Annotated in this window: 12 protein-coding genes; 7 read left to right on the top strand and 5 right to left on the bottom strand. The window is 59.3% G+C overall.

The features are described from left to right. Positions 1-54 precede the first annotated feature (54 nt). The 3 genes from zipA to ABTV87_RS09385 all read right to left on the bottom strand — a co-directional run bounded on the left by zipA (position 55) and on the right by ABTV87_RS09385 (position 5,330). Positions 55-921 (bottom strand): cell division protein ZipA, encoded by an 867-nt coding sequence (gene zipA / locus ABTV87_RS09395; RefSeq protein ID WP_007951644.1) that lies wholly within the window; start codon positions 919-921, stop codon positions 55-57. 258 nt (positions 922-1,179) lie between these two features. Next, positions 1,180-4,668, bottom strand: coding sequence for a chromosome segregation protein SMC (gene smc / locus ABTV87_RS09390; RefSeq protein ID WP_433899315.1), 3,489 nt, complete (start codon positions 4,666-4,668; stop codon positions 1,180-1,182). Positions 4,669-4,670: 2 nt separating this feature from the next. Continuing rightward, on the bottom strand, positions 4,671-5,330 hold the full coding sequence (locus ABTV87_RS09385; protein WP_007952019.1) for a GntR family transcriptional regulator: 660 nt from the start codon (positions 5,328-5,330) through the stop codon (positions 4,671-4,673). Between the two features lie 266 nt (positions 5,331-5,596). Between ABTV87_RS09385 and xdhA the strand changes: the two genes are divergently transcribed. The 4 genes from xdhA (at position 5,597) to guaD (ending at position 11,756) form a co-directional block, all read left to right on the top strand. After that, positions 5,597-7,051 carry a xanthine dehydrogenase small subunit gene (gene xdhA / locus ABTV87_RS09380; protein ID WP_085609029.1) on the top strand — a complete coding sequence of 485 codons (1,455 nt, stop codon included), beginning with the start codon at positions 5,597-5,599 and terminating at the stop codon, positions 7,049-7,051. Then, a complete protein-coding gene (gene xdhB / locus ABTV87_RS09375) occupies positions 7,044-9,443 on the top strand; it encodes a xanthine dehydrogenase molybdopterin binding subunit (protein ID WP_433899314.1) in 2,400 nt (799 codons plus the stop codon). Before xdhA ends, xdhB begins: the two co-directional genes overlap by 8 nt. 137 nt (positions 9,444-9,580) lie before the next feature. Further along, complete coding sequence (gene xdhC / locus ABTV87_RS09370; RefSeq protein WP_085609031.1) at positions 9,581-10,438, top strand: xanthine dehydrogenase accessory protein XdhC; 858 nt, start codon at positions 9,581-9,583, stop codon at positions 10,436-10,438. Positions 10,439-10,451: 13 nt separating this feature from the next. After that, positions 10,452-11,756 carry a guanine deaminase gene (gene guaD / locus ABTV87_RS09365; RefSeq protein WP_085609032.1) on the top strand — a complete coding sequence of 435 codons (1,305 nt, stop codon included), beginning with the start codon at positions 10,452-10,454 and terminating at the stop codon, positions 11,754-11,756. Between the two features lie 231 nt (positions 11,757-11,987). On the opposite strand, the gene ABTV87_RS09360 is transcribed toward guaD, so the two are convergent. Beyond that, on the bottom strand, positions 11,988-12,752 hold the full coding sequence (locus tag ABTV87_RS09360; RefSeq protein WP_007952027.1) for a GntR family transcriptional regulator: 765 nt from the start codon (positions 12,750-12,752) through the stop codon (positions 11,988-11,990). A 347-nt stretch (positions 12,753-13,099) separates the two neighbouring features. Here ABTV87_RS09360 and ABTV87_RS09355 point away from each other — a divergent pair, with 347 nt between their 5' ends. Beyond that, positions 13,100-14,290, top strand: a complete 1,191-nt coding sequence (locus tag ABTV87_RS09355) for a benzoate/H(+) symporter BenE family transporter (protein ID WP_207985526.1) — start codon at positions 13,100-13,102, stop codon at positions 14,288-14,290. Positions 14,291-14,344: 54 nt separating this feature from the next. Here ABTV87_RS09355 and ABTV87_RS09350 read toward each other — a convergent pair whose 3' ends face one another. Beyond that, positions 14,345-14,653: a 50S ribosome-binding protein YggL gene (locus ABTV87_RS09350; protein WP_433899843.1), complete on the bottom strand. Its 309-nt coding sequence runs from the start codon at positions 14,651-14,653 to the stop codon at positions 14,345-14,347. A 68-nt stretch (positions 14,654-14,721) separates the two neighbouring features. On the opposite strand from ABTV87_RS09350, the gene ABTV87_RS09345 reads away from it, so the two are divergent. Together ABTV87_RS09345 and ABTV87_RS09340 are read left to right on the top strand one after the other, a co-directional pair. Further along, entirely contained in the window at positions 14,722-17,025 is a 2,304-nt protein-coding gene (locus tag ABTV87_RS09345) for a hypothetical protein (RefSeq protein WP_433899313.1), read from the top strand. Then, positions 17,012-19,090: an integrase gene (locus tag ABTV87_RS09340; protein ID WP_433899312.1), complete on the top strand. Its 2,079-nt coding sequence runs from the start codon at positions 17,012-17,014 to the stop codon at positions 19,088-19,090. Before ABTV87_RS09345 ends, ABTV87_RS09340 begins: the two co-directional genes overlap by 14 nt. Positions 19,091-19,100 lie beyond the last annotated feature (10 nt).

Genomic DNA, 19,100 nt, shown 5'->3' with positions numbered 1-19,100 from the left:
GGCTGCTCAATCTATTTTGCCGATTGCCCCTTTATTGCGAGGCAACCTTTTCAATCAACGCTTCTGGGTCAGGGCGCGACGTTCGAATTCAACGATGCGCTGACGGTAGTGCTCGATGGTCTGCGCGGTCAGGACACTGCGCTGGTCATCTTTCAACTCGCCGTTCAGTTCCTGGGACAGCTTGCGGGCTGCCGCCACCATCACGTCGAAGGCCTGCTTCGGATGACGCGGGCCTGGCAGGCCGAGGAAGAAGCTCACCGCCGGGGTACTGAAATGGTCGATGTCGTCCAGATCGAAAATGCCCGGTTTGACCGCGTTGGCCATGGAGAACAGCACTTCACCGTTGCCGGCCATGCTTTCATGACGGTGGAAGATATCCATCTCGCCGAAACGCAGACCGCTTTCCAGAATGTTCTGCAGCAGTGCCGGGCCTTTGAAGCCAGCCGGATCGCGGCAGATCACGCTGATGACCAGCACTTCTTCGGCTTGCGGCTGATCTTTATCAGCCACTGCCGCCGACGATTTGGTGGCAGGCTCGACGAAATCATCGTCGCGGCTGCTGAAGCTCGGGCCGCCGTCCAGATCCAGATCGAGGTTCAGGTCGCCCTGGGCCGGACCGTTGCTGCCACGCTTGCCGCGCTTGGAACCGGATTCGCGAGGCTCGCGTGCTTCGCGGGCCGGCATGCTCACCGATGGCAGATCGTGTTCGTCCAGTTGCGGCTCTTTATGGGTATCCAGCACGCGGGCCGGGCCCAACAGCTCGGCGCTGGTGTCCTCGTCCGGCAGGTTGGACAGACTTCGGTCAAGACGGAATTTCAGTTTTCCCTTGCCGCCGCGCATACGGCGCCAGCCATCGAAAAGAATACCGGCTATCACAATGATGCCGATGACGATCAGCCACTCGCGCAGACCGATTTCCATGTAATCCCGTGCCTCTATAAAAAATGCTGAAAAATAAGGGGTTTACACTGTGCAAACCGCTTTAAAACGTGGCGCCAACTCTATGTTCTGACAGGCGTTTTGCCCACGTATACGAAAAATTGACATTAAACTAGCACGACCAAAGACAACTTTACACCGTCTGTCTCATTGGCTTGCGCGATTATGTCGATTGGCCAGCAAGTCGAAGCCGGTAAATATGTCCTACAGACTACAAATACCTTTTCCGACAGCGCCGGCTCAGGCATCCACCATCGCCATCGCCTCCTCGACATCCACGGCTACCAGTCGCGAACAACCCGGCTCGTGCATCGTCACGCCCATCAACTGGTCAGCCATTTCCATGGCGATCTTGTTGTGGGTGATATAGATGAACTGCACGGTCTGCGACATCTCTTTGACCAATCGTGCGTAGCGTCCAACGTTAGCGTCATCCAGTGGTGCGTCAACCTCATCGAGCATGCAGAACGGCGCCGGATTCAACTTGAAGATCGCAAAAACCAGTGCCAGTGCCGTCAGGGCTTTTTCGCCGCCGGAGAGCAAATGGATGGTGCTGTTCTTCTTCCCGGGCGGCTGCGCCATGATCGTCACCCCTGTATCGAGTAGATCTTCGCCCGTCAGTTCCAAATAGGCGCGTCCACCACCGAAAACTTTCGGGAAAAGCGCCTGTAAACCGCCATTGATCTGATCAAAGGTATCTTTGAAACGGTTACGGGTTTCCTTGTCGATCTTGCGGATGACGTTTTCCAGCGTCTCCAGCGCTTCGACCAGATCGGCGTCCTGGGCATCCAGATAACGTTTACGCTCGGATTGTTGCGTGTATTCATCGATCGCCGCGAGGTTGATCGCGCCCAGGCGCTGAATGCGCGCGGCAATGCGTTCAAGTTCTTCTTCGGCAGCCTTCTCGCTGGCCTCGGCGGTCAGGGTGTTGAGCACGCCGTGCAGATCATAGCCGTCTTCCAGCAGTTGATCCTGCAGGGCCTTGCGGCGCACGGTCAGGGCCTGCCATTCCATGCGTTGCTGTTCGAGCTGGCCACGGATCAATTGCGATTGCTGCTCGGCCTGGGTCCGGCGCTTTTCCGCATCGCGCAGTTCGCGGTCGGCGTCTTCCAGAGCGATCTGCGCGGTCTTGAGCTCGTCGTCGACGCTCATGCGCTTGTCGAGCAACTCTTCGAGTTTGAGGCGCAGCTCTTCCAGCGGCGCTTCGCCCTCCTCCAGATTCAGGCTGAGTTGTTCACGTTTTTCAGTCAGGCGCTCGGCCTGCATTTCCAGACGTTCAAGGGCCTGACGGGTCGAATCGTGCTGCGCACGCAACGAACCCAGACGCACGGCCAACTGATGGGCGTGGTCCTTGTGCTGGCGCGCTTCCTGACGCACTCGATCCAGGCGCTCGCGCAGGCTGTCGCGCTGGGCCAGCAGCAATTCGCGCTGCTCGGTGTCGAGGGCCATGGCGTCGAGGGCGTCCTGCAACTGGATCCGCGCTTCGCCGATGTTTTCGTGTTCCAGCTCGCGCTGCTCGGCGAGCTCGACCAGTTCCTCGTCGAGGCGGGTGCGACGCAGATTCAACTGCTCGGCCTTGGCTTTACCGGCGGAAAGCTGAGCTTTCAGTTCGCCTTGCTGACGGGCTTCGTCCTGCAACAGGCGACGCAAATGTTCGCGACCGTTTTCCTGCTGACGCTGTTGCGCACGCAGGGTTTGCAGACGGGCTTCCATGGCCTCGACCGTGGCTTCGCGCTCTTCGCGTTCCGCATGCAGCGATTCGATTTCCTGACCGCGCGCAAGCATGCCGCTTTCGGCTTCGCTGGCGCGGCGCACCCGCAGGAAATGCCGGCCGACCCAGTAACCGTCGCGGCTGATCAGGCTCTGCCCGGCAGCCAGTTGGCCGCGCAGGGCCAGTGCCTGTTCAAGGCTGTCGACCGGTTTGACCTGAGCGAGCCAGGGCGACAAATCGACCTGCGCCTCGACCTTGTCCAGCAGGCTGCCAGCCACGCGCACGCCGTCATTGCCGGGGCTGAGCAAACGCAGATCACCCTGGGCAAAACCGGACAGATCGAAACCGTCGAAATCATCCACCAGCACCGCTTGCAGGTCGGCGCCGAGCACGGTTTCCACCGCCAGCTCCCAACCGGGCTCGACCTTCAGGCCTTCGGCCAGACGCGGACGCTCGGCGAGGTTGTGCTCTTTCAGCCATTCAGCGGTGCCGGTGCCCGGATCGAGCGCGGCCTGCTGCAAGGCTTCGAGGGATGCGAGGCGACCGTTGAGGCGCTGCAAGTCGCCCTGCGCCTGTTGCTGCGCGGTCAACGCTTGCTGCAATTCCTGGCGCAGTTGCTCGAGTTTTTCGACCTGGGCTTCTTCGCTCGTTTGCAAGTCTTCAAGGGTGGCTTCGGACTCGGCGAGCTGTTCGCTGAGTTCCATGATCGCCGCGTCTTCCGGATCGGCCGACAGCAGCGCCCGCTCTTCGCCCAGACGTTTTTGCCGATCGGCCAGACGCTCCATGCTGGTTTCCAGCTGCTGGATGCGCGACTGCTGCACTTCGGCCTGACGACGCGGTTCGGCGGCAGTCAGGTTGAAGGCGTCCCACTGCTCCTGCCAGCCGTGCATGACGGTTTCGGAATCTTCCAGCGCGGCGGCGGCTTCTTCGGCCGCGGCGTTGGTGATTTCCTGCTCGGGCGTCAGTTGATCGAGTTCTTCGCCGAGAGTCAGCAGTAAGGTGCGGTCGTGGCCCAGGTGCGATTCGGTTTCGAGGCGTGCACGTTCGGCTTCTTTCAGATCGTCCTGCAATTGGCGCAGACGCTGCTGGCCGTGCTGGATGCTCTGCTCGACCCGGGCGATGTCGCCGCCGACCGAATAGAAGCGCCCTTGCACCAGATTGAAGCGCTCGGACAGGTCATGGTGACCGTCGCGCAGGCGTTCAATGGCCGCGTCGGCGTTGCGTTGCTCGGCGACCAGCGCTTCGAAGCTGATTTCCTGGTTGCCGATGATCGACTCGCGCTGACCGACCTGATCGTTCAGATCCTGCCAGCGCAGGGCCGACAGCTGCGCCTTGAGCTGGCGTTCTTCGGCTTTGTATTCCTGATACTTCTTGGCGGCCTCGGCCTGACGGTGCAGGCGTTCGAGCTGACGCTCGAGCTCTTCGCGCAGGTCAGTCAGACGGGCAAGGTTTTCGTGGGTGCGGCGAATGCGGTTTTCGGTCTCGCGCCGACGCTCCTTGTACTTGGAGATGCCGGCAGCTTCTTCGATGAAGTTACGCAGGTCTTCGGGCTTGGACTCGATCAGCTTGGAGATCATCCCCTGCTCGATGATCGAGTAGCTGCGCGGGCCGAGGCCGGTGCCTAGGAAGATGTCGGTGATGTCGCGACGACGGCATTTGGCGCCGTTGAGGTAATAAGTCGTCTGGCTGTCGCGGGTCACTTTGCGGCGGATCGAAATTTCCGCATAAGCGGCCCACTCGCCCAGCAGCGTGCCGTCGGAGTTGTCGAACACCAGTTCGATGCTCGCCTGGCTCACCGGTTTGCGGCTGGTCGAGCCGTTGAAGATGACGTCGGTCATCGACTCGCCGCGCAGGTTTTTCGCCGAGCTTTCGCCCATCACCCAGCGCACGGCGTCGATGATGTTCGACTTGCCGCAACCGTTCGGCCCGACGACTGCCGCCATGTTGCTGGGGAAGTTCACCGTGGTCGGATCGACGAAGGATTTGAACCCCGCCAGCTTGATGCACTTGAGCCGCAAGGTCAGGCAACCGTCAGGGCGGACACCACCAGATCGCAACTGCGCTGGGCGTAAGCCGTCAGCACGATGCGGATCTGCGGCAGGTCACGGGCGAGGACGGCGGCGAGCAGGCGTTCGAACAGTTCGAGGAACTCGCTCATCTCGGCCTTGCGCTGCTCCAGCGCGAGGAAGTACGCGCGGCTCATGGCCGGTTGCAGGTTTTCCACCGTTTCTTGCAGGTACGGGTTGTTGGCGAACGGGTACGCGGCGCGCATCACGTTGAAGCTGTCGTCAACGAAGGTGCGGATGTCCTGACGCTCGTAGCTGGCGGTCAGGCGCTGCTGGATCTGCACGAACGGCGCCATGTCGGACTGGACTTGCCAGCCATTGGCCACCGCGTTGCCGAGCAGGATGTACAGCTCGCTCATCAGCGTGCACAGACTCTGCACCTTGTGTGCCGTCAGCTCGGTGACGTGGGCGCCACGGCGCGGCAGGATCGCGATCAGGTGACGGCGCTCGAGGATCAGCAAGGCTTCGCGGACCGAGCCGCGGCTGACGTTCAGCGCCAGCGTGACCTTCTGTTCCTGGATACGCTCTCCCGGCTTCATTTCGCCGCGAATGATCCGTTCGGCGAGGTGGTGAGCGATTTGCTCGGCGAGGCTGTCCGGCGCCTTGAACGTCATGGTTGTCCTTCAAACTCTTCGATCTGCACAAGCGGCGCAGTGTAGCGCAATGCGCGGTCATGGCGGAGTGCCCGCACAGCGGTTTTTGGCACGAATCCCGCAAAAAAGCGCTTGATCCAATGAGGGTCAATACTGAAGAGACACGTGGTTGAGCGACAAAACGGTTTTTCCTGACCTTTAAGTCAGAAAACCATTGACCGAAAAGTCAGACCTGCTAAATTCGGCTCAAGTCGCTCAACAACAATAATGAGTCTGCGAGGCCTTCCGTGATCCAGTTTTTACTTAACCAGGAACTCCGTAGCGAGCACGCCCTGGACCCGAACCTGACTGTGCTCAACTACCTGCGCGAACACGTGGGCAAATCCGGCACCAAAGAAGGCTGCGCCAGCGGTGACTGCGGCGCCTGTACCGTGGTGGTCGGCGAGTTACAGACGGATGACGATGGCCGCGAGCACATTCGCTATCGCAGCCTCAACTCGTGCCTGACGTTCGTATCGTCCCTGCACGGTAAGCAATTGATCAGCGTCGAAGACCTCAAGCACAAGGGCGAACTGCACAGCGTGCAGAAAGCCATGGTCGAGTGCCACGGTTCGCAGTGCGGTTTCTGCACCCCCGGTTTCGTGATGTCGCTGTTCGCCCTGCAAAAGAACAGCGATGCACCGGATCAGGCCAAGGCCCACGAAGCGCTGGCCGGCAACCTCTGCCGCTGCACCGGTTACCGGCCGATTCTGGCCGCTGCCGAACAATCCTGCTGCGGCAAGCAACCGGACCAGTTCGACGCCCGCGAAGCGGAAACCATCTCCCGCCTCAAAGCCATTGCCCCGACATCGATCGGCGAACTCAACAGCGGCGACAAACGCTGCCTGGTGCCGCTGACCGTCGCCGATCTGGCCGATCTCTACGACGCTTATCCACAGGCTCGCCTGCTGGCCGGCGGCACTGATCTGGCGCTGGAAGTCACTCAGTTCCACCGCACGCTGCCGGTGATGATCTACGTCGGCAACGTCGCCGAAATGAAGCGCATCGAGCACTTCGAAGATCGCATTGAAATCGGCGCCGCCACCGCCCTCTCCGACTGCTACGAAGCGCTGAACGCCGAGTACCCGGACTTCGGCGAACTGCTGCACCGCTTCGCCTCCCTGCAAATTCGCAACCAGGGCACCCTCGGCGGCAACATCGGCAACGCCTCGCCGATCGGTGACTCGCCACCCCTGCTGATCGCCCTCGGTGCGCAGATCGTGCTGTGCAAGGGCGAAACCCGCCGCACGCTGGCGCTTGAAGATTACTTCATCGATTACCGGGTCACCGCGCGTCAGGAAAGCGAGTTCATCGAGAAAATCATCGTGCCTCGTGCCACGGCTGAGCAGCGTTTCCGCGCCTACAAAGTCTCCAAGCGTCTGGACGATGACATTTCCGCCGTCTGCGCCGCCTTCAATCTGCGCGTCGAAAACGGTGTGATCACCGACGCCCGCGTCGCCTTCGGTGGCATGGCCGCGATCCCGAAACGCGCCGCTCATTGCGAAGCCGTGCTGCTCGGTCAGCCGTTCAACAATGCCGTCGTCGAACGTGCCTGCACCGCGCTGGGCGAGGATTTCACCCCGCTCTCGGACTTCCGCGCCAGCAAGGAATATCGCCTGCTCAGCGCGCAGAACCTGTTGCGCAAATACTTCATCGAACTGCAAACACCGCACATCGAGACTCGGGTGACCGCTTATGTCTAACCATCACGGCGTAGAGAAAACTCAAGCTGAACTGACTGAATTGTTCGCCAAGGACCTGACCACCGGCGTCGGCCGCAGCGTCAAGCACGACAGCGCAGCCAAGCATGTGTCCGGTGAAGCGCAGTACATCGATGACCGCCTGGAATTCCCCAACCAGTTGCACGTTTACGCGCGGCTGTCGGATCGCGCCCACGCGAAAATCATCAGCATCGACACCAAGCCCTGCTACGCCTTCGAAGGCGTGCGCATCGCCATCACCCACGAAGACGTGCCGGGCCTGAAAGACATCGGCCCGCTGCTGCCGGGCGATCCGCTGCTGGCCATTGATGACGTGCAGTTCGTCGGTCAACCGGTGCTGGCCGTGGCCGCGAAAGATCTGGAAACCGCACGCAAGGCCGCCATGGCCGCGATCATCGAATACGAAGATCTGGAGCCGGTGCTGGACGTGGTCGAAGCCCTGCGCAAACGCCACTTCGTGCTCGACAGCCACACTCATCAACGTGGCGATTCGACCACCGCACTGGCCACAGCCGAACATCGCATTCAGGGCACGCTGCACATCGGCGGCCAGGAACACTTCTATCTGGAGACTCAGATCTCTTCGGTGATGCCGACCGAAGACGGCGGCATGATCGTCTACTGCTCGACGCAGAACCCCACCGAAGTACAGAAACTGGTGGCCGAAGTCCTCGACGTGTCGATGAACAAGATCGTGGTCGACATGCGCCGCATGGGCGGTGGTTTTGGCGGCAAGGAAACCCAGGCCGCGAGCCCGGCGTGTCTGTGCGCAGTGATCGCGCACCTCACCGGCCAGCCGACCAAGATGCGTCTGCCGCGTGTCGAAGACATGCTGATGACCGGCAAGCGTCACCCGTTCTACGTCGAGTACGACGTCGGCTTCGACAGCACCGGACGCCTGCACGGCATCGCGATGGATCTGGCCGGTAACTGCGGCTGCTCGCCTGACCTGTCGGCCTCGATCGTTGACCGGGCGATGTTCCACTCGGACAACTCGTACTACCTCGGCGATGCGACCATCAACGGTCACCGCTGCAAGACCAACACCGCGTCGAACACTGCCTACCGTGGTTTCGGCGGCCCGCAAGGGATGGTCGCGATCGAAGAAGTGATGGACGCCATCGCCCGTCACCTCAACCTCGATCCACTGGCCGTGCGCAAGGCCAACTACTACGGCAAGACCGAGCGCAACGTCACCCATTACTATCAGACCGTCGAGCACAACATGCTCGAAGAGATGACCGCTGAACTTGAAGAAAGCAGCCAGTACGCCGAGCGCCGCGAAGCGATCCGTCGCTACAACGCCAACAGCCCGATCCTGAAAAAAGGCCTGGCGCTGACCCCGGTAAAATTCGGCATTTCCTTCACTGCCAGCTTCCTCAACCAGGCCGGTGCCTTGGTGCACGTCTACACCGATGGCAGCATCCACCTGAACCACGGCGGCACGGAAATGGGCCAGGGCCTGAACACCAAGGTTGCGCAGGTCGTGGCCGAAGTGTTCCAGGTGGAAATGGACCGCGTGCAGATCACTGCGACCAACACCGACAAGGTGCCGAACACCTCGCCAACCGCGGCGTCCAGCGGCGCCGACCTGAACGGCAAAGCCGCGCAGAACGCTGCCGAGATCATCAAGCAGCGACTGGTCGAATTCGCCGCGCGGCACTACAAGGTCAGCGAAGAGGACGTGGAATTCCACAACGGCCACGTGCGCGTTCGTGACCATATCCTGACCTTCGAAGCGCTGATCCAGCTGGCGTATTTCAATCAGGTGTCGCTGTCGAGTACCGGGTTCTACAAGACCCCGAAAATCTACTACGACCGCAGCCAGGCCCGTGGTCGGCCGTTCTACTACTTCGCCTTCGGCGCGGCGTGCTGCGAAGTGATCGTCGACACCCTGACCGGCGAGTACAAGATGCTCCGTACCGACATCCTCCACGACGTCGGCGCCTCGCTGAACCCGGCCATCGACATCGGTCAGGTCGAGGGTGGTTTCGTCCAGGGCATGGGCTGGCTGACCATGGAAGAACTGGTGTGGAACAACAAGGGCAAGCTGATGACCAACGGCCCGGCCAGCTACAAGATCCCGGCCGTGGCAGACATGCCGCTGGACCTGCGGGTAAAGCTGGTGGAAAACCGCAAGAACCCGGAAGACACGGTGTTCCACTCCAAGGCTGTGGGTGAGCCGCCGTTCATGCTCGGCATCGCCGCGTGGTGTGCGATCAAGGATGCGGTGGCCAGCCTCGGCGACTACAAGCATCAGCCGAAGATCGACGCGCCGGCGACCCCGGAGCGGGTGTTGTGGGGTTGCGAGCAGATGCGCCAGCTCAAGGCGGTGAAAGCCGTAGAAGCTGAAACCGAGTTGGCTCCGCTCTAAGACCGAGGTGCGGCCTTCGCGGGCAAGCCCGCTCCCACAGTGATATGCGCTGACTGTTGGACTTGTGCAAATTCAATGTGGGAGCGGGCTTGCTCGCGAAGAGGCCCGAACAGACAACGACAGATGTCGAGGTGAACATGTACAACTGGATCGACGCCCTCGCCGACCTGCAGAACCAGGGCGAACCCTGCGTTCTGGTGACGATCATCGAAGAGCTCGGCTCGACGCCGCGCAATGCCGGCTCGAAGATGGTCGTCAGCGCCCGCCAGACGTTCGACACCATCGGTGGCGGGCATCTGGAATACAAAGCCATGCAGATCGCTCGCGAGATGCTCGCCAGCGGCAAGCAGGAAACCCATCTGGAGCGCTTCAGCCTCGGCGCCAGCCTCGGCCAGTGCTGCGGCGGCGCCACAGTGCTGTTGTTCGAACCGATGGGCCAGGTGCAGGCGCAAATCGCGGTGTTCGGCGCCGGTCATGTCGGTCGCGCGCTGGTCCCCTTGCTCGCCAGCCTGCCCTGCCGGGTGCGCTGGATCGACTCCCGGGAAGAGGAATTCCCCGAGCAGATTCCCCACGGCGTGCGCAAAATCGTCGCCGAGGAACCTGTGGATGAAATCGACGACCTGCCCGCCGGCAGCTACTGCATCGTCATGACCCACAACCATCAGCTGGATCTGGAACTCACCGCCGCGATCCTCAAGCGTAACGACTTCACCTGGTTCGGCCTGATCGGCTCGAAGACCAAACGGGCCAAGTTCGAACACCGTTTGCGTGATCGTGGTTTCGACGCCAGTGTCGTGCAACGCATGCGCTGCCCGATGGGCATCGGCGAAGTCAAAGGCAAGTTGCCTGTGGAAATCGCCATCTCCATCGCCGGCGAAATCATCGCCACCTATAACGCCAATTTCGGCCAGCACACCGCCAGTGCCGAACCGATTGCCAAACTGCTGCCGGTTTCACGCCGCAGTCAGGCCGCCACACTCAAAGCCTCAAACTGATTAGAGAACCCTCATGCCTCTGACTCGCAAAGCCTACCGCGCCGCCATCCTGCACAGCATCGCCGACCCTGCCGAGGTCGGCATCGAAGCCTCCTACGAGTATTTCGAGGACGGCCTGCTGGTGGTCGATGACGGCAAGATCAGCGCCCTCGGCCACGCCAGCGAACTGCTGCCGACCCTGCCGGCGGACATCGAGATCACGCATCACAAGGATGCGCTGATCACCCCGGGCTTCATCGACACCCACATCCACTTGCCGCAGACCGGCATGGTCGGCGCCTACGGCGAGCAACTGCTGGACTGGCTGAACACCTACACCTTCCCGTGCGAAAGCCAGTTCGCCGACAAGGCCCACGCCGATGAAGTGGCGGACATTTTCATCAAGGAACTGCTGCGCAACGGCACCACCACCGCGCTGGTGTTCGGCAGCGTGCACCCGCAATCGGTGAACTCGTTCTTCGAAGCGGCCGAGAAGCTGGATCTGCGGATGATCGCCGGCAAGGTGATGATGGACCGCAACGCGCCGGACTACCTGACCGACACCCCGGAATCGAGCTACGTCGACAGCAAGGCGCTGATCGAACGCTGGCACGGCAAGGGTCGTCTGCACTATGCAGTCACCCCGCGTTTCGCCCCGACCAGCACCCCGGAACAGTTGACCCTCGCCGGCCAGTTGCTCAGCGAATACCCGGATCTGTACATGCAGACCCACATCAGCGAAAACCTCAAGGAAGTCGAGTGGGTCAAGGAGCTGTTCCCGGAGCGCAAAGGCTACCTCGACGTCTACGATCACTATCAATTGCTCGGCGAGCGCTCGGTGTTTGCCCACGGCGTGCACCTGTGCGACGACGAATGCGCGCGTCTGGCGGAGACCGGCTCGGCGGTCGCGTTCTGCCCGACCTCGAACTTCTTCCTCGGCAGCGGCCTGTTCAACCTGCCAATGGCCGAAAAGCACAAGCTGAACGTCGGCCTCGGGACTGACGTCGGCGGCGGCACCAGTTTCTCGCTGCTGCAAACCCTGAACGAAGCCTACAAGGTGATGCAGCTGCAAGGTGCGCGCCTGAGCCCGTTCAAGTCGCTGTACCTCGCCACCCTCGGCGGTGCGCGGGCACTGCGTCTGGAAGACAGGATCGGCAACCTGCAACCGGGCTCCGACGCCGACTTCCTGGTGCTGGACTACAACGCCACGCCGCTGCTGAGCTACCGCTTGAAGCAGGCCAACAACATTGCCGAAACACTGTTCGTGCTGATGACGCTGGGCGATGACCGCACTGTGGCCCAGACCTACGCAGCAGGTGCGCTGGTACACCAGCGCTAATTGATTGCTCGATCGTTCCCACGCTCTGCGTGGGAATGCCTCTGGGGACGCTCCGCGTCCAGTGACGCAGAGCGTCACGGGCTGCATTCCCACGCGGAGCGTGGGAACGATCAGGACGCTAGTTTTCCGCAGACAAAAAAATCCCCCGGTACTTTGCAGTCCGGGGGATTTTTATTGCTTGTCAGATTGCTATCGCTGGCAAGCCAGCGATTGGGGTCGACGCGGTCTGACTCAGAGCTTGACCGCCGGCCGCCCCGGCTTCTTGGTCTGCAACAGGTGCGAGAACACCGCATGCAGATCGTCGGACGCGCTTTCCTCATCGAGGTTGAGCTTGCTGTCGATGTGATCCATGTGATGCATCATCAAATCCACTGCCAGCTCGCCGTTGCGCGCTTCGATGGCGTCGATCAACTGGGTGTGCTCGTCGTAGGAACAGTGCGAGCGGTTGCCGCTTTCATATTGGGCGATGATCAGCGACGTCTGCGAAACCAGGCTGCGCTGGAAGCTGATCAACGGCGCGTTCTTCGCCGCTTCGGCCAGTTTCAGGTGGAATTCGCCCGAGAGGCGGATGCCGGCACCGCGATCGCCACGGGAGAAGCTGTCGCGTTCGTCGTTGACCATCTGGCGCAGTTCGGCGATCTGCTCGGCGGTGGCGTGCTGCACCGCCAGCTCGGTGATCGCGCGCTCCACCAGACGTCGGGCGAGGAACACCTGACGCGCCTCTTCAACGCTCGGGCTGGCGACGACCGCGCCACGGTTCGGCCGCAACAGCACCACGCCTTCATGGGCCAGACGCGAGAGTGCGCGGCGAATGATGGTGCGGCTGACCCCGAAAATTTCCCCCAGCGCTTCTTCGCTCAACTTTGTGCCGGGCGCCAGGCGCTGTTCGAGGATAGCCTCGAAGATATGCGCATAGACAATATCGTCCTGGGTTCCGCTGCGGCCGGCTTTGCCTGCTCGCGGTTGTTTCTTGAGGGGTTGCAACTGTTCGTTCATGGGCACTCGAGTCGGGAAGAACTGCGGCGAATTGACCGTGACTGTAATACGGCACAGTGGGTCGCTGGCAAGTATCGCGTAAAAAACAGCGCGATTGTACACAATGGAAGGTGGCAACACGACTGTACGGCTGTTTGTGGCTTTGGCTGTATTGCAACGCTCCGTTACGTTTGAGTTTAGGCTTGATCGCAGAATCCGCGATCCCTGTGGGAGCGAGCTTGCTCGCGATAGCGGTTGGACATTCAACTCCAATGTCGACTGTTCCGCCGCCATCGCGAGCAAGCTCGCTCCCACAAGGGTTTCGCGTAGCAGCAAATATCTTCATTGGTACAAGGAACGCCGCTGTCATGAACGAAATTACCCACACCCGACTGCGCCCGCTGGCGGACACATCGCCCTCCGCCATCGTCGCCGGGTTCATCGCGATGATGACCGGCTACACCAGTTCGCTGGTGCTGATGTTCCAGGCCGGGCAAGCAGCGGGGCTGACCAGCGGGCAGATTTCGTCGTGGATCTGGGCGATCTCCATCGGCATGGCGGTGTGTTCGATCGGCCTGTCGCTGCGTTATCGCACGCCGATTACCATCGCCTGGTCGACACCCGGCGCGGCGCTGTTGATCACCAGCCTCGGCGGCGTTACCTACGGCGAAGCGATTGGCGCCTACATCACCTGCGCGGTGCTGGTGACCATTTGCGGCCTGACCGGCAGCTTCGAACGGCTGGTGAAAAAGATCCCGGCCTCCCTCGCCGCCGCGCTGCTGGCGGGGATTCTTTTCAAGATCGGCAGCGAAATCTTCGTCGCCGCGCAACACCGCACCGGTCTGGTGCTGGGGATGTTCTTCACTTATCTCATCGTCAAACGCCTGTCGCCACGCTATGCGGTGCTCGCTGCGCTGCTGATCGGCACCGCACTTTCGGGTTTCATGGGTTTGCTGGACTTCAGCGGTTTTCACCTTGAAGTGGCGACGCCGGTCTGGACCACGCCGCACTTTTCCCTGGCCGCAACCATCAGCATCGGCATTCCGCTGTTTGTGGTAGCGATGACCTCGCAGAACATGCCCGGCATCGCCGTGCTACGCGCCGACGGCTACAACGTCCCGGCCTCGCCGCTGATCACCTCTACCGGCATCGCGTCGCTGCTGCTGGCGCCGTTTGGTTCCCACGGCATCAACCTCGCAGCGATCAGCGCGGCGATCTGCACCGGGCCGCATGCCCATGAGGATCGCAACAAACGCTACACCGCTGCGGTGTGGTGCGGGATTTTCTACGGGATTGCCGGGGTGTTCGGCGCCACGCTGGCGGCACTGTTCGCCGCGCTGCCGAAGGAGCTGGTGCTGTCGATTGCCGCACTGGCGCTTTTCGGCTCGATCATCAACGGCTTGAGCATCGCCATGACCGAGGTGAAGGAACGGGAAGCGGCGCTGATCACCTTCATGGTCACGGCGTCGGGGCTGACGCTGTTTTCCATCGGTTCGGCGTTCTGGGGGATTGTCGCGGGGGTGCTGACCTTGCTGATCCTCAACTGGCGCAAGGCTTGAGTAAAAAGCAGGCATAAAAAAACGGCGACCCTCAGGTCGCCGTTTTTTTCAGTATCACTTGGCCGCGTTGATCGGCTTTTCCGGATACCAAACGTCCAGCAGCGGGCTGATTTCAGTAGAAGTCAGCTCGGAGCGGGTTTTCAGCCAGGCTTCAACAGCAGCGCGCTGCTCTTCGGAGACCGAACCACGCTTCTGCAGGCAAACCAGACCGAAGTCGTCGCCGCCGACATAGCCCAGACCGTTGGCTTCCATGGCTTCTTTGATGAATGCTTCGAGGAAAGCGTCAATGGCTTCTTCGGACAGGTCTTCTTTGAAGCCCAGGTTCAGTTCGAAACCCAGCTCTTGAATTTGACTACTTAGCAGGTCATGTCATTATGCTACAAAGGCCCACAGAATACGGCTTACAGACAAGATTACCACCACTATAAAAAATGACAATTATCAAAAACACCTCAGCCATCCGCCAACATCCTCTCACCGCCATTGATGGCGAGGTTGGAGACCTGATCCTCCAATCTGCCGAGTCGTTACGTCAGTCGCTCAATCTCAAAAGCTTCGTCATCAGGCCTCAACTGATGGCGCTGGAAGCGTACTGCGATGTGATGGGCCATCGCGTCACAATGGACACGCTCCGCTGCCCCGAAATCCAGGAAATCCTCGAAGGCTTTACTACCGCAATGGCCGGACAGGCACTCATCGTCCTGCCGGACACAGAGTCCATCAAGTTCTGTCGCACCCTCTATAAGGTGCTGAATGAAGCCAGAGCAACATACCCAGACCACCACCCATTGGAATGGGACTTCCGGAATTTCAAACCAGACCCAGCGGTATGCACTGCAATCCGAGCACGCACGAGCAAATTTCACGAGTGGTACTGGAAAGGCTGGGACATCCAACAGCCACGACAGGCAGCCGTATACCTGCGCCTAGCCCAGCTGGTCGTCCCCTATGGCCGGACTTTTGTACAGGACGTTTACAACGAGCTGCAGCAGTATTTTCGGAATCGTACGGGTAGATTCCGCAGCGAATGGAACGTCATGTTTGACTACCTTGCCAGGCACCACCGCTCCTGGCCACTGAGCCGGCTCAAAACGGAGGCGGGGCTTAAGCATTTCATGCAGGAGTTCTCCATTTCCTATTTTAACTATGCCAAGGAAGCCGAGCTGGACGCTCAGTCTCAGATCAAAAACTGGAACCGATTCCTCAACTCTGTAGAGCAATGCCTCTGCAAGCCGACTATCTGGGCAAGCATCAGCTCTCCAATTCGACGCCCGCCACCCGATACGAAGCATGGATCAGAAACTAAAGTCGTCGAAGACGAAGAAGGCACGCTCGTTCAAGAGAAGTTGCTCACAAACATCCCCTTGCACGTGACCGATGCTGAAGCCATCGAAATTCTCTTTTTTCACATCAAAAGGGATGTCGCTACGGTTCGCAGCTGGGCGATGGCGCAAGCGGCTGACCTCAAGTCTCGGTATATGTTGCGAGTTGAGCAAGCGAAAAAAGGCACTCCGATTAAAGAATACGAAGGCAAGGGTCTGTACAACACCTATACAGTGGCTGATGTCTGCGCAACTCTAGAAGACGTTAATTCAAATGTCCCCACTGCGTTTCTCTGCAAGGTATATCAGAACGTGACCAGTTCGAAGTGCAGCGCGACGGAACTTGCCAACGCTTTAGGATTTGCGGTAGCGGGAAGCTTATTCCCTTTCCAGTGCCTGCTTGTGCTTGAGCACCCCGAAATCACATCTGAGTTCTTGAAAAGTTTCGAACTGTATGACCAAGACGGTCAGTTGGTCGGATTCGACGAGGAGAAACGGCTGCTCACTGGATACAAAGACCGCAAACAGCCAGAAGTACGGGAGCAGGTCATTGAGCTCAACGACCAGTCGTTTGCCATCGTCAAAGACATCATCGCGATCACCAGTTTGGGCCGTCGCACGCTGAAGGCGGAGAAAAACGACGATTGGCGCTACCTCTTCATCACATCCGGGAAGGCCATCAAGCCCTTTCAACTAGCAAAACCGACTCTCTGGAATGACAACTCGTTCATCAACAACCGCACCCTGCGCGAACGGTTGCTCAGGGAATTCAGGCCGCACAGTGAACTTCCTGATGACGAACTCGTCGAGTTCATCAAGCGGGTTCGTCTGACGAAAATCAGGCCTTCCAGAGCAGTGGAAATTTTCATTCAGAGCAAGAGCTCAGAAAAGATGTCCGATGCCTTGGGTCATGAGCACTATTACCCGGATCTGCTCAGCCACTACCTACCTGACGCGATCCTGGCGTTCATCAAAGCTCGCTGGATCCGGATCTTTCAGAAGGCCCTCGTCTGCGTAGCAATGGAAGAGAGCCCTCATCTGCTTAGAGCAACCAAATTCACCAGCATCGATGAATTGGACGCCTTCCTTGAAAACCACCGCATCAAGGAGATCCCGTCTGAGGCGTCCGACCCCGAACGCAAAGCGCAACGCGAAGAAGTCGATAGCAGCGAAGCTGTGCTTTCGATTGGCGTTCCGTTCCTGGCCTCACTGTTGTCACTGGAGGCAGCAGTGCTGGCATCCCCTGACAGGGCCCGGGTGTGCGGCAAAGCCGAATACTGGGCATCCTTTGCGGAGAAGATCAAAACGGAAATCACGACCGGGACAAAGCGGGCGCTGAAGAAACACCTGGCTACCGCACTTGAAATGGTGGATGCGAAGAAAATGGAGGCGCTGATCTATGCGCAAGCTTAAGGCGGTCAAATCCAGGTATGACTTCCTGGAGACGTTTGGCCAAGAAAACGACTCGGCGCATACCACCGCTCCATGGCTCCTTAATGATTTCAGTGAAAATGCTTGGGAAATGCAGACCCAGCAGAAGGTGCCCTTCTATCTCGACTGGGGTGTTCAGCTCTGGGATGGAAGCTTGCTGACTGACGCGAAGAACCACGTGCTGCTGCGCTCGCTCAAGCATTTACTCATCATCGGCGGCAACGGGATGAACGAAGAGTTTGCGACGCTGGCTCCCAGCAGCAAGCACATGAGGGTCACTTACACATTAAAGCTCATCGACTATCTGTTGATCCATGCCGAGAGCTATGGATTGGTGGAATTCGGCTTGGGATATCTCAATGGTGACCACTTGAAGGGCATGCTGAATCACCTAGCCAAAGAGGCCAGATCCGAGGACTCCGTGTATGCCTGGAAAGATCGAGTAACGGCATTTAGCGCATCAGAGCTCAGCAAACTGACTCCTTCGGAAGAACAGGCGCTATTCAAGAAATACCCAAGCATGTTGGAGGTCAGCGATGACGAGCTAGAGGACTTCTTGCTCGGCATGGAAGCATCGGAGATTCCGAGGGTACGCGCTGCACTGATGAAAGCGGGTGTGTATTACGGCAATCGGAACCATGGATTCCGGATCAGCACAAAACAACTGTCGGAGCTGATCTACAGCGACACGCTACGAGGCTGTCAGACCCAGAAGTCTGCCCTTCACGCACTCACTTTTTATCCCCATGAGAGGAGCTACCGCCGCGAGTTTCCAGGCGTAAGGGTCACGACAGGCGAGTCCGAGAGGCTGCAGGACACCATCTATTTCTACTACCGCTACACCCTGATTGGCAGTGCTGCCTTGGGGGCATTGGGGCTCCCCTCCCCATCCGATATCGAAACCATCAAAGAGTATGTGCCCGATGTGAACGAGTCCAAACGCTTCAGAAGCGTTCCGTCGGCCAACCTACTCAAGCTGTTCCGCCGAAGCATGGAGTTTCATGTCGAGAAGGGCAGGATGATCTTGAACGGCTTCGTTAGGGTCGCTGCCTACTGCAAGGCAAAAGGTCTGTCGATGACCCAGCTCCCAGAAGCTGAATTTCTGAACGTCATTGGCCAGGAACTCGTCAGCCTTGGCGTTAAAAAGCTGGGCCTTTCAAGCAACCGCAGAACGAAAAACAGACTCCCACGAAAAGGCAGCCGCGAGAAATACTTCAAGGATCTGCGTGCAAACCACGGCTTGATCGAGCTGGTTTACGTGTACCTGGGATGCATCCAAATGACCGTCGGTATGCTTATGGCACGGCGGGTCGACGAGCTGGTGACGCTCAAAGCGCGTGGCTGCCTCGACGGTAGTAAATCTTGGCTTATCTTCGGCGTGGCAAAGTCAACCCGCCAAGCGCTTGGGTTACGACAGCGTGAGTCTCGCCCTATCGATGCCATCGCAGTTGAAATGATTGAAGAGCTTCGTCGCTTCCAGAAGCTGCTTAAGCTGCCGGGGATCATCGATGACCTCGGTGACCTGTATGCCACCCCCTCTTCGTTGGGTTATGCAGGCCTGCAAGAGTGTTCAACGCATCTCTACAACCGGCACCTGGATTTTGCTTGCGACTACTTCGAAAGCGATCTGAATGATGCTGGCCAGCGTTACTACGTCCGTCAGCATCAGTTGCGGCGCTTCTTCGCCATCATGTTCTTTTACACCAACAGCTTCGGCGAACTTGACACGCTGCGCTGGATGCTTGGGCATCGTGACATTGAACACGTGTGGCACTACCTGACAGAGTGCCTGGATCCTTCAGACATTCGGGGGGCTGGCGCCCGGTATTTCGCTGATCAAGCAAAAAAAGATCGCCTGGAAAACTACCAAAACCTAAAGGACTTGCTGGCTGCAAAATTTGGTACCACTTCCTTCCATTTGGTCGATGAGCAGGCGATCGAATCGTATCTCGAAGGCATGCTGGAGGAAGGGAAAGCTCGGATCGAGCCGCACTTCTACAACGATGAAAATGGCAAAGCCATGAAAGTCCTCTTCATCGTCAGCTGAAATATCGGGA

The organism is Pseudomonas sp. PSE1(2024) (assembly GCF_050990555.1).
GTDB lineage: Bacteria > Pseudomonadota > Gammaproteobacteria > Pseudomonadales > Pseudomonadaceae > Aquipseudomonas > Aquipseudomonas aphyarum.
The sequence above is the reverse complement of the archived record's forward strand: the minus strand, read 5'-3'. Positions and strand labels throughout refer to the sequence as shown.

Excerpts from the sequence above, each read along its gene's own strand:
- zipA (WP_007951644.1), bottom strand. The coding sequence starts at position 921 with ATGGAAATCGGTCTGCGCGAGTGGCTGATCGTCATCGGCATCATTGTG.
- ABTV87_RS09385 (WP_007952019.1), bottom strand. The coding sequence starts at position 5,330 with ATGACGTTCAAGGCGCCGGACAGCCTCGCCGAGCAAATCGCTCACCAC.
- xdhB (WP_433899314.1), top strand. The coding sequence starts at position 7,044 with ATGTCTAACCATCACGGCGTAGAGAAAACTCAAGCTGAACTGACTGAA.
- xdhC (WP_085609031.1), top strand. The coding sequence starts at position 9,581 with ATGTACAACTGGATCGACGCCCTCGCCGACCTGCAGAACCAGGGCGAA.
- guaD (WP_085609032.1), top strand. The coding sequence starts at position 10,452 with ATGCCTCTGACTCGCAAAGCCTACCGCGCCGCCATCCTGCACAGCATC.
- ABTV87_RS09360 (WP_007952027.1), bottom strand. The coding sequence starts at position 12,752 with ATGAACGAACAGTTGCAACCCCTCAAGAAACAACCGCGAGCAGGCAAA.
- ABTV87_RS09355 (WP_207985526.1), top strand. The coding sequence starts at position 13,100 with ATGAACGAAATTACCCACACCCGACTGCGCCCGCTGGCGGACACATCG.
- ABTV87_RS09345 (WP_433899313.1), top strand. The coding sequence starts at position 14,722 with ATGACAATTATCAAAAACACCTCAGCCATCCGCCAACATCCTCTCACC.
- ABTV87_RS09340 (WP_433899312.1), top strand. The coding sequence starts at position 17,012 with ATGCGCAAGCTTAAGGCGGTCAAATCCAGGTATGACTTCCTGGAGACG.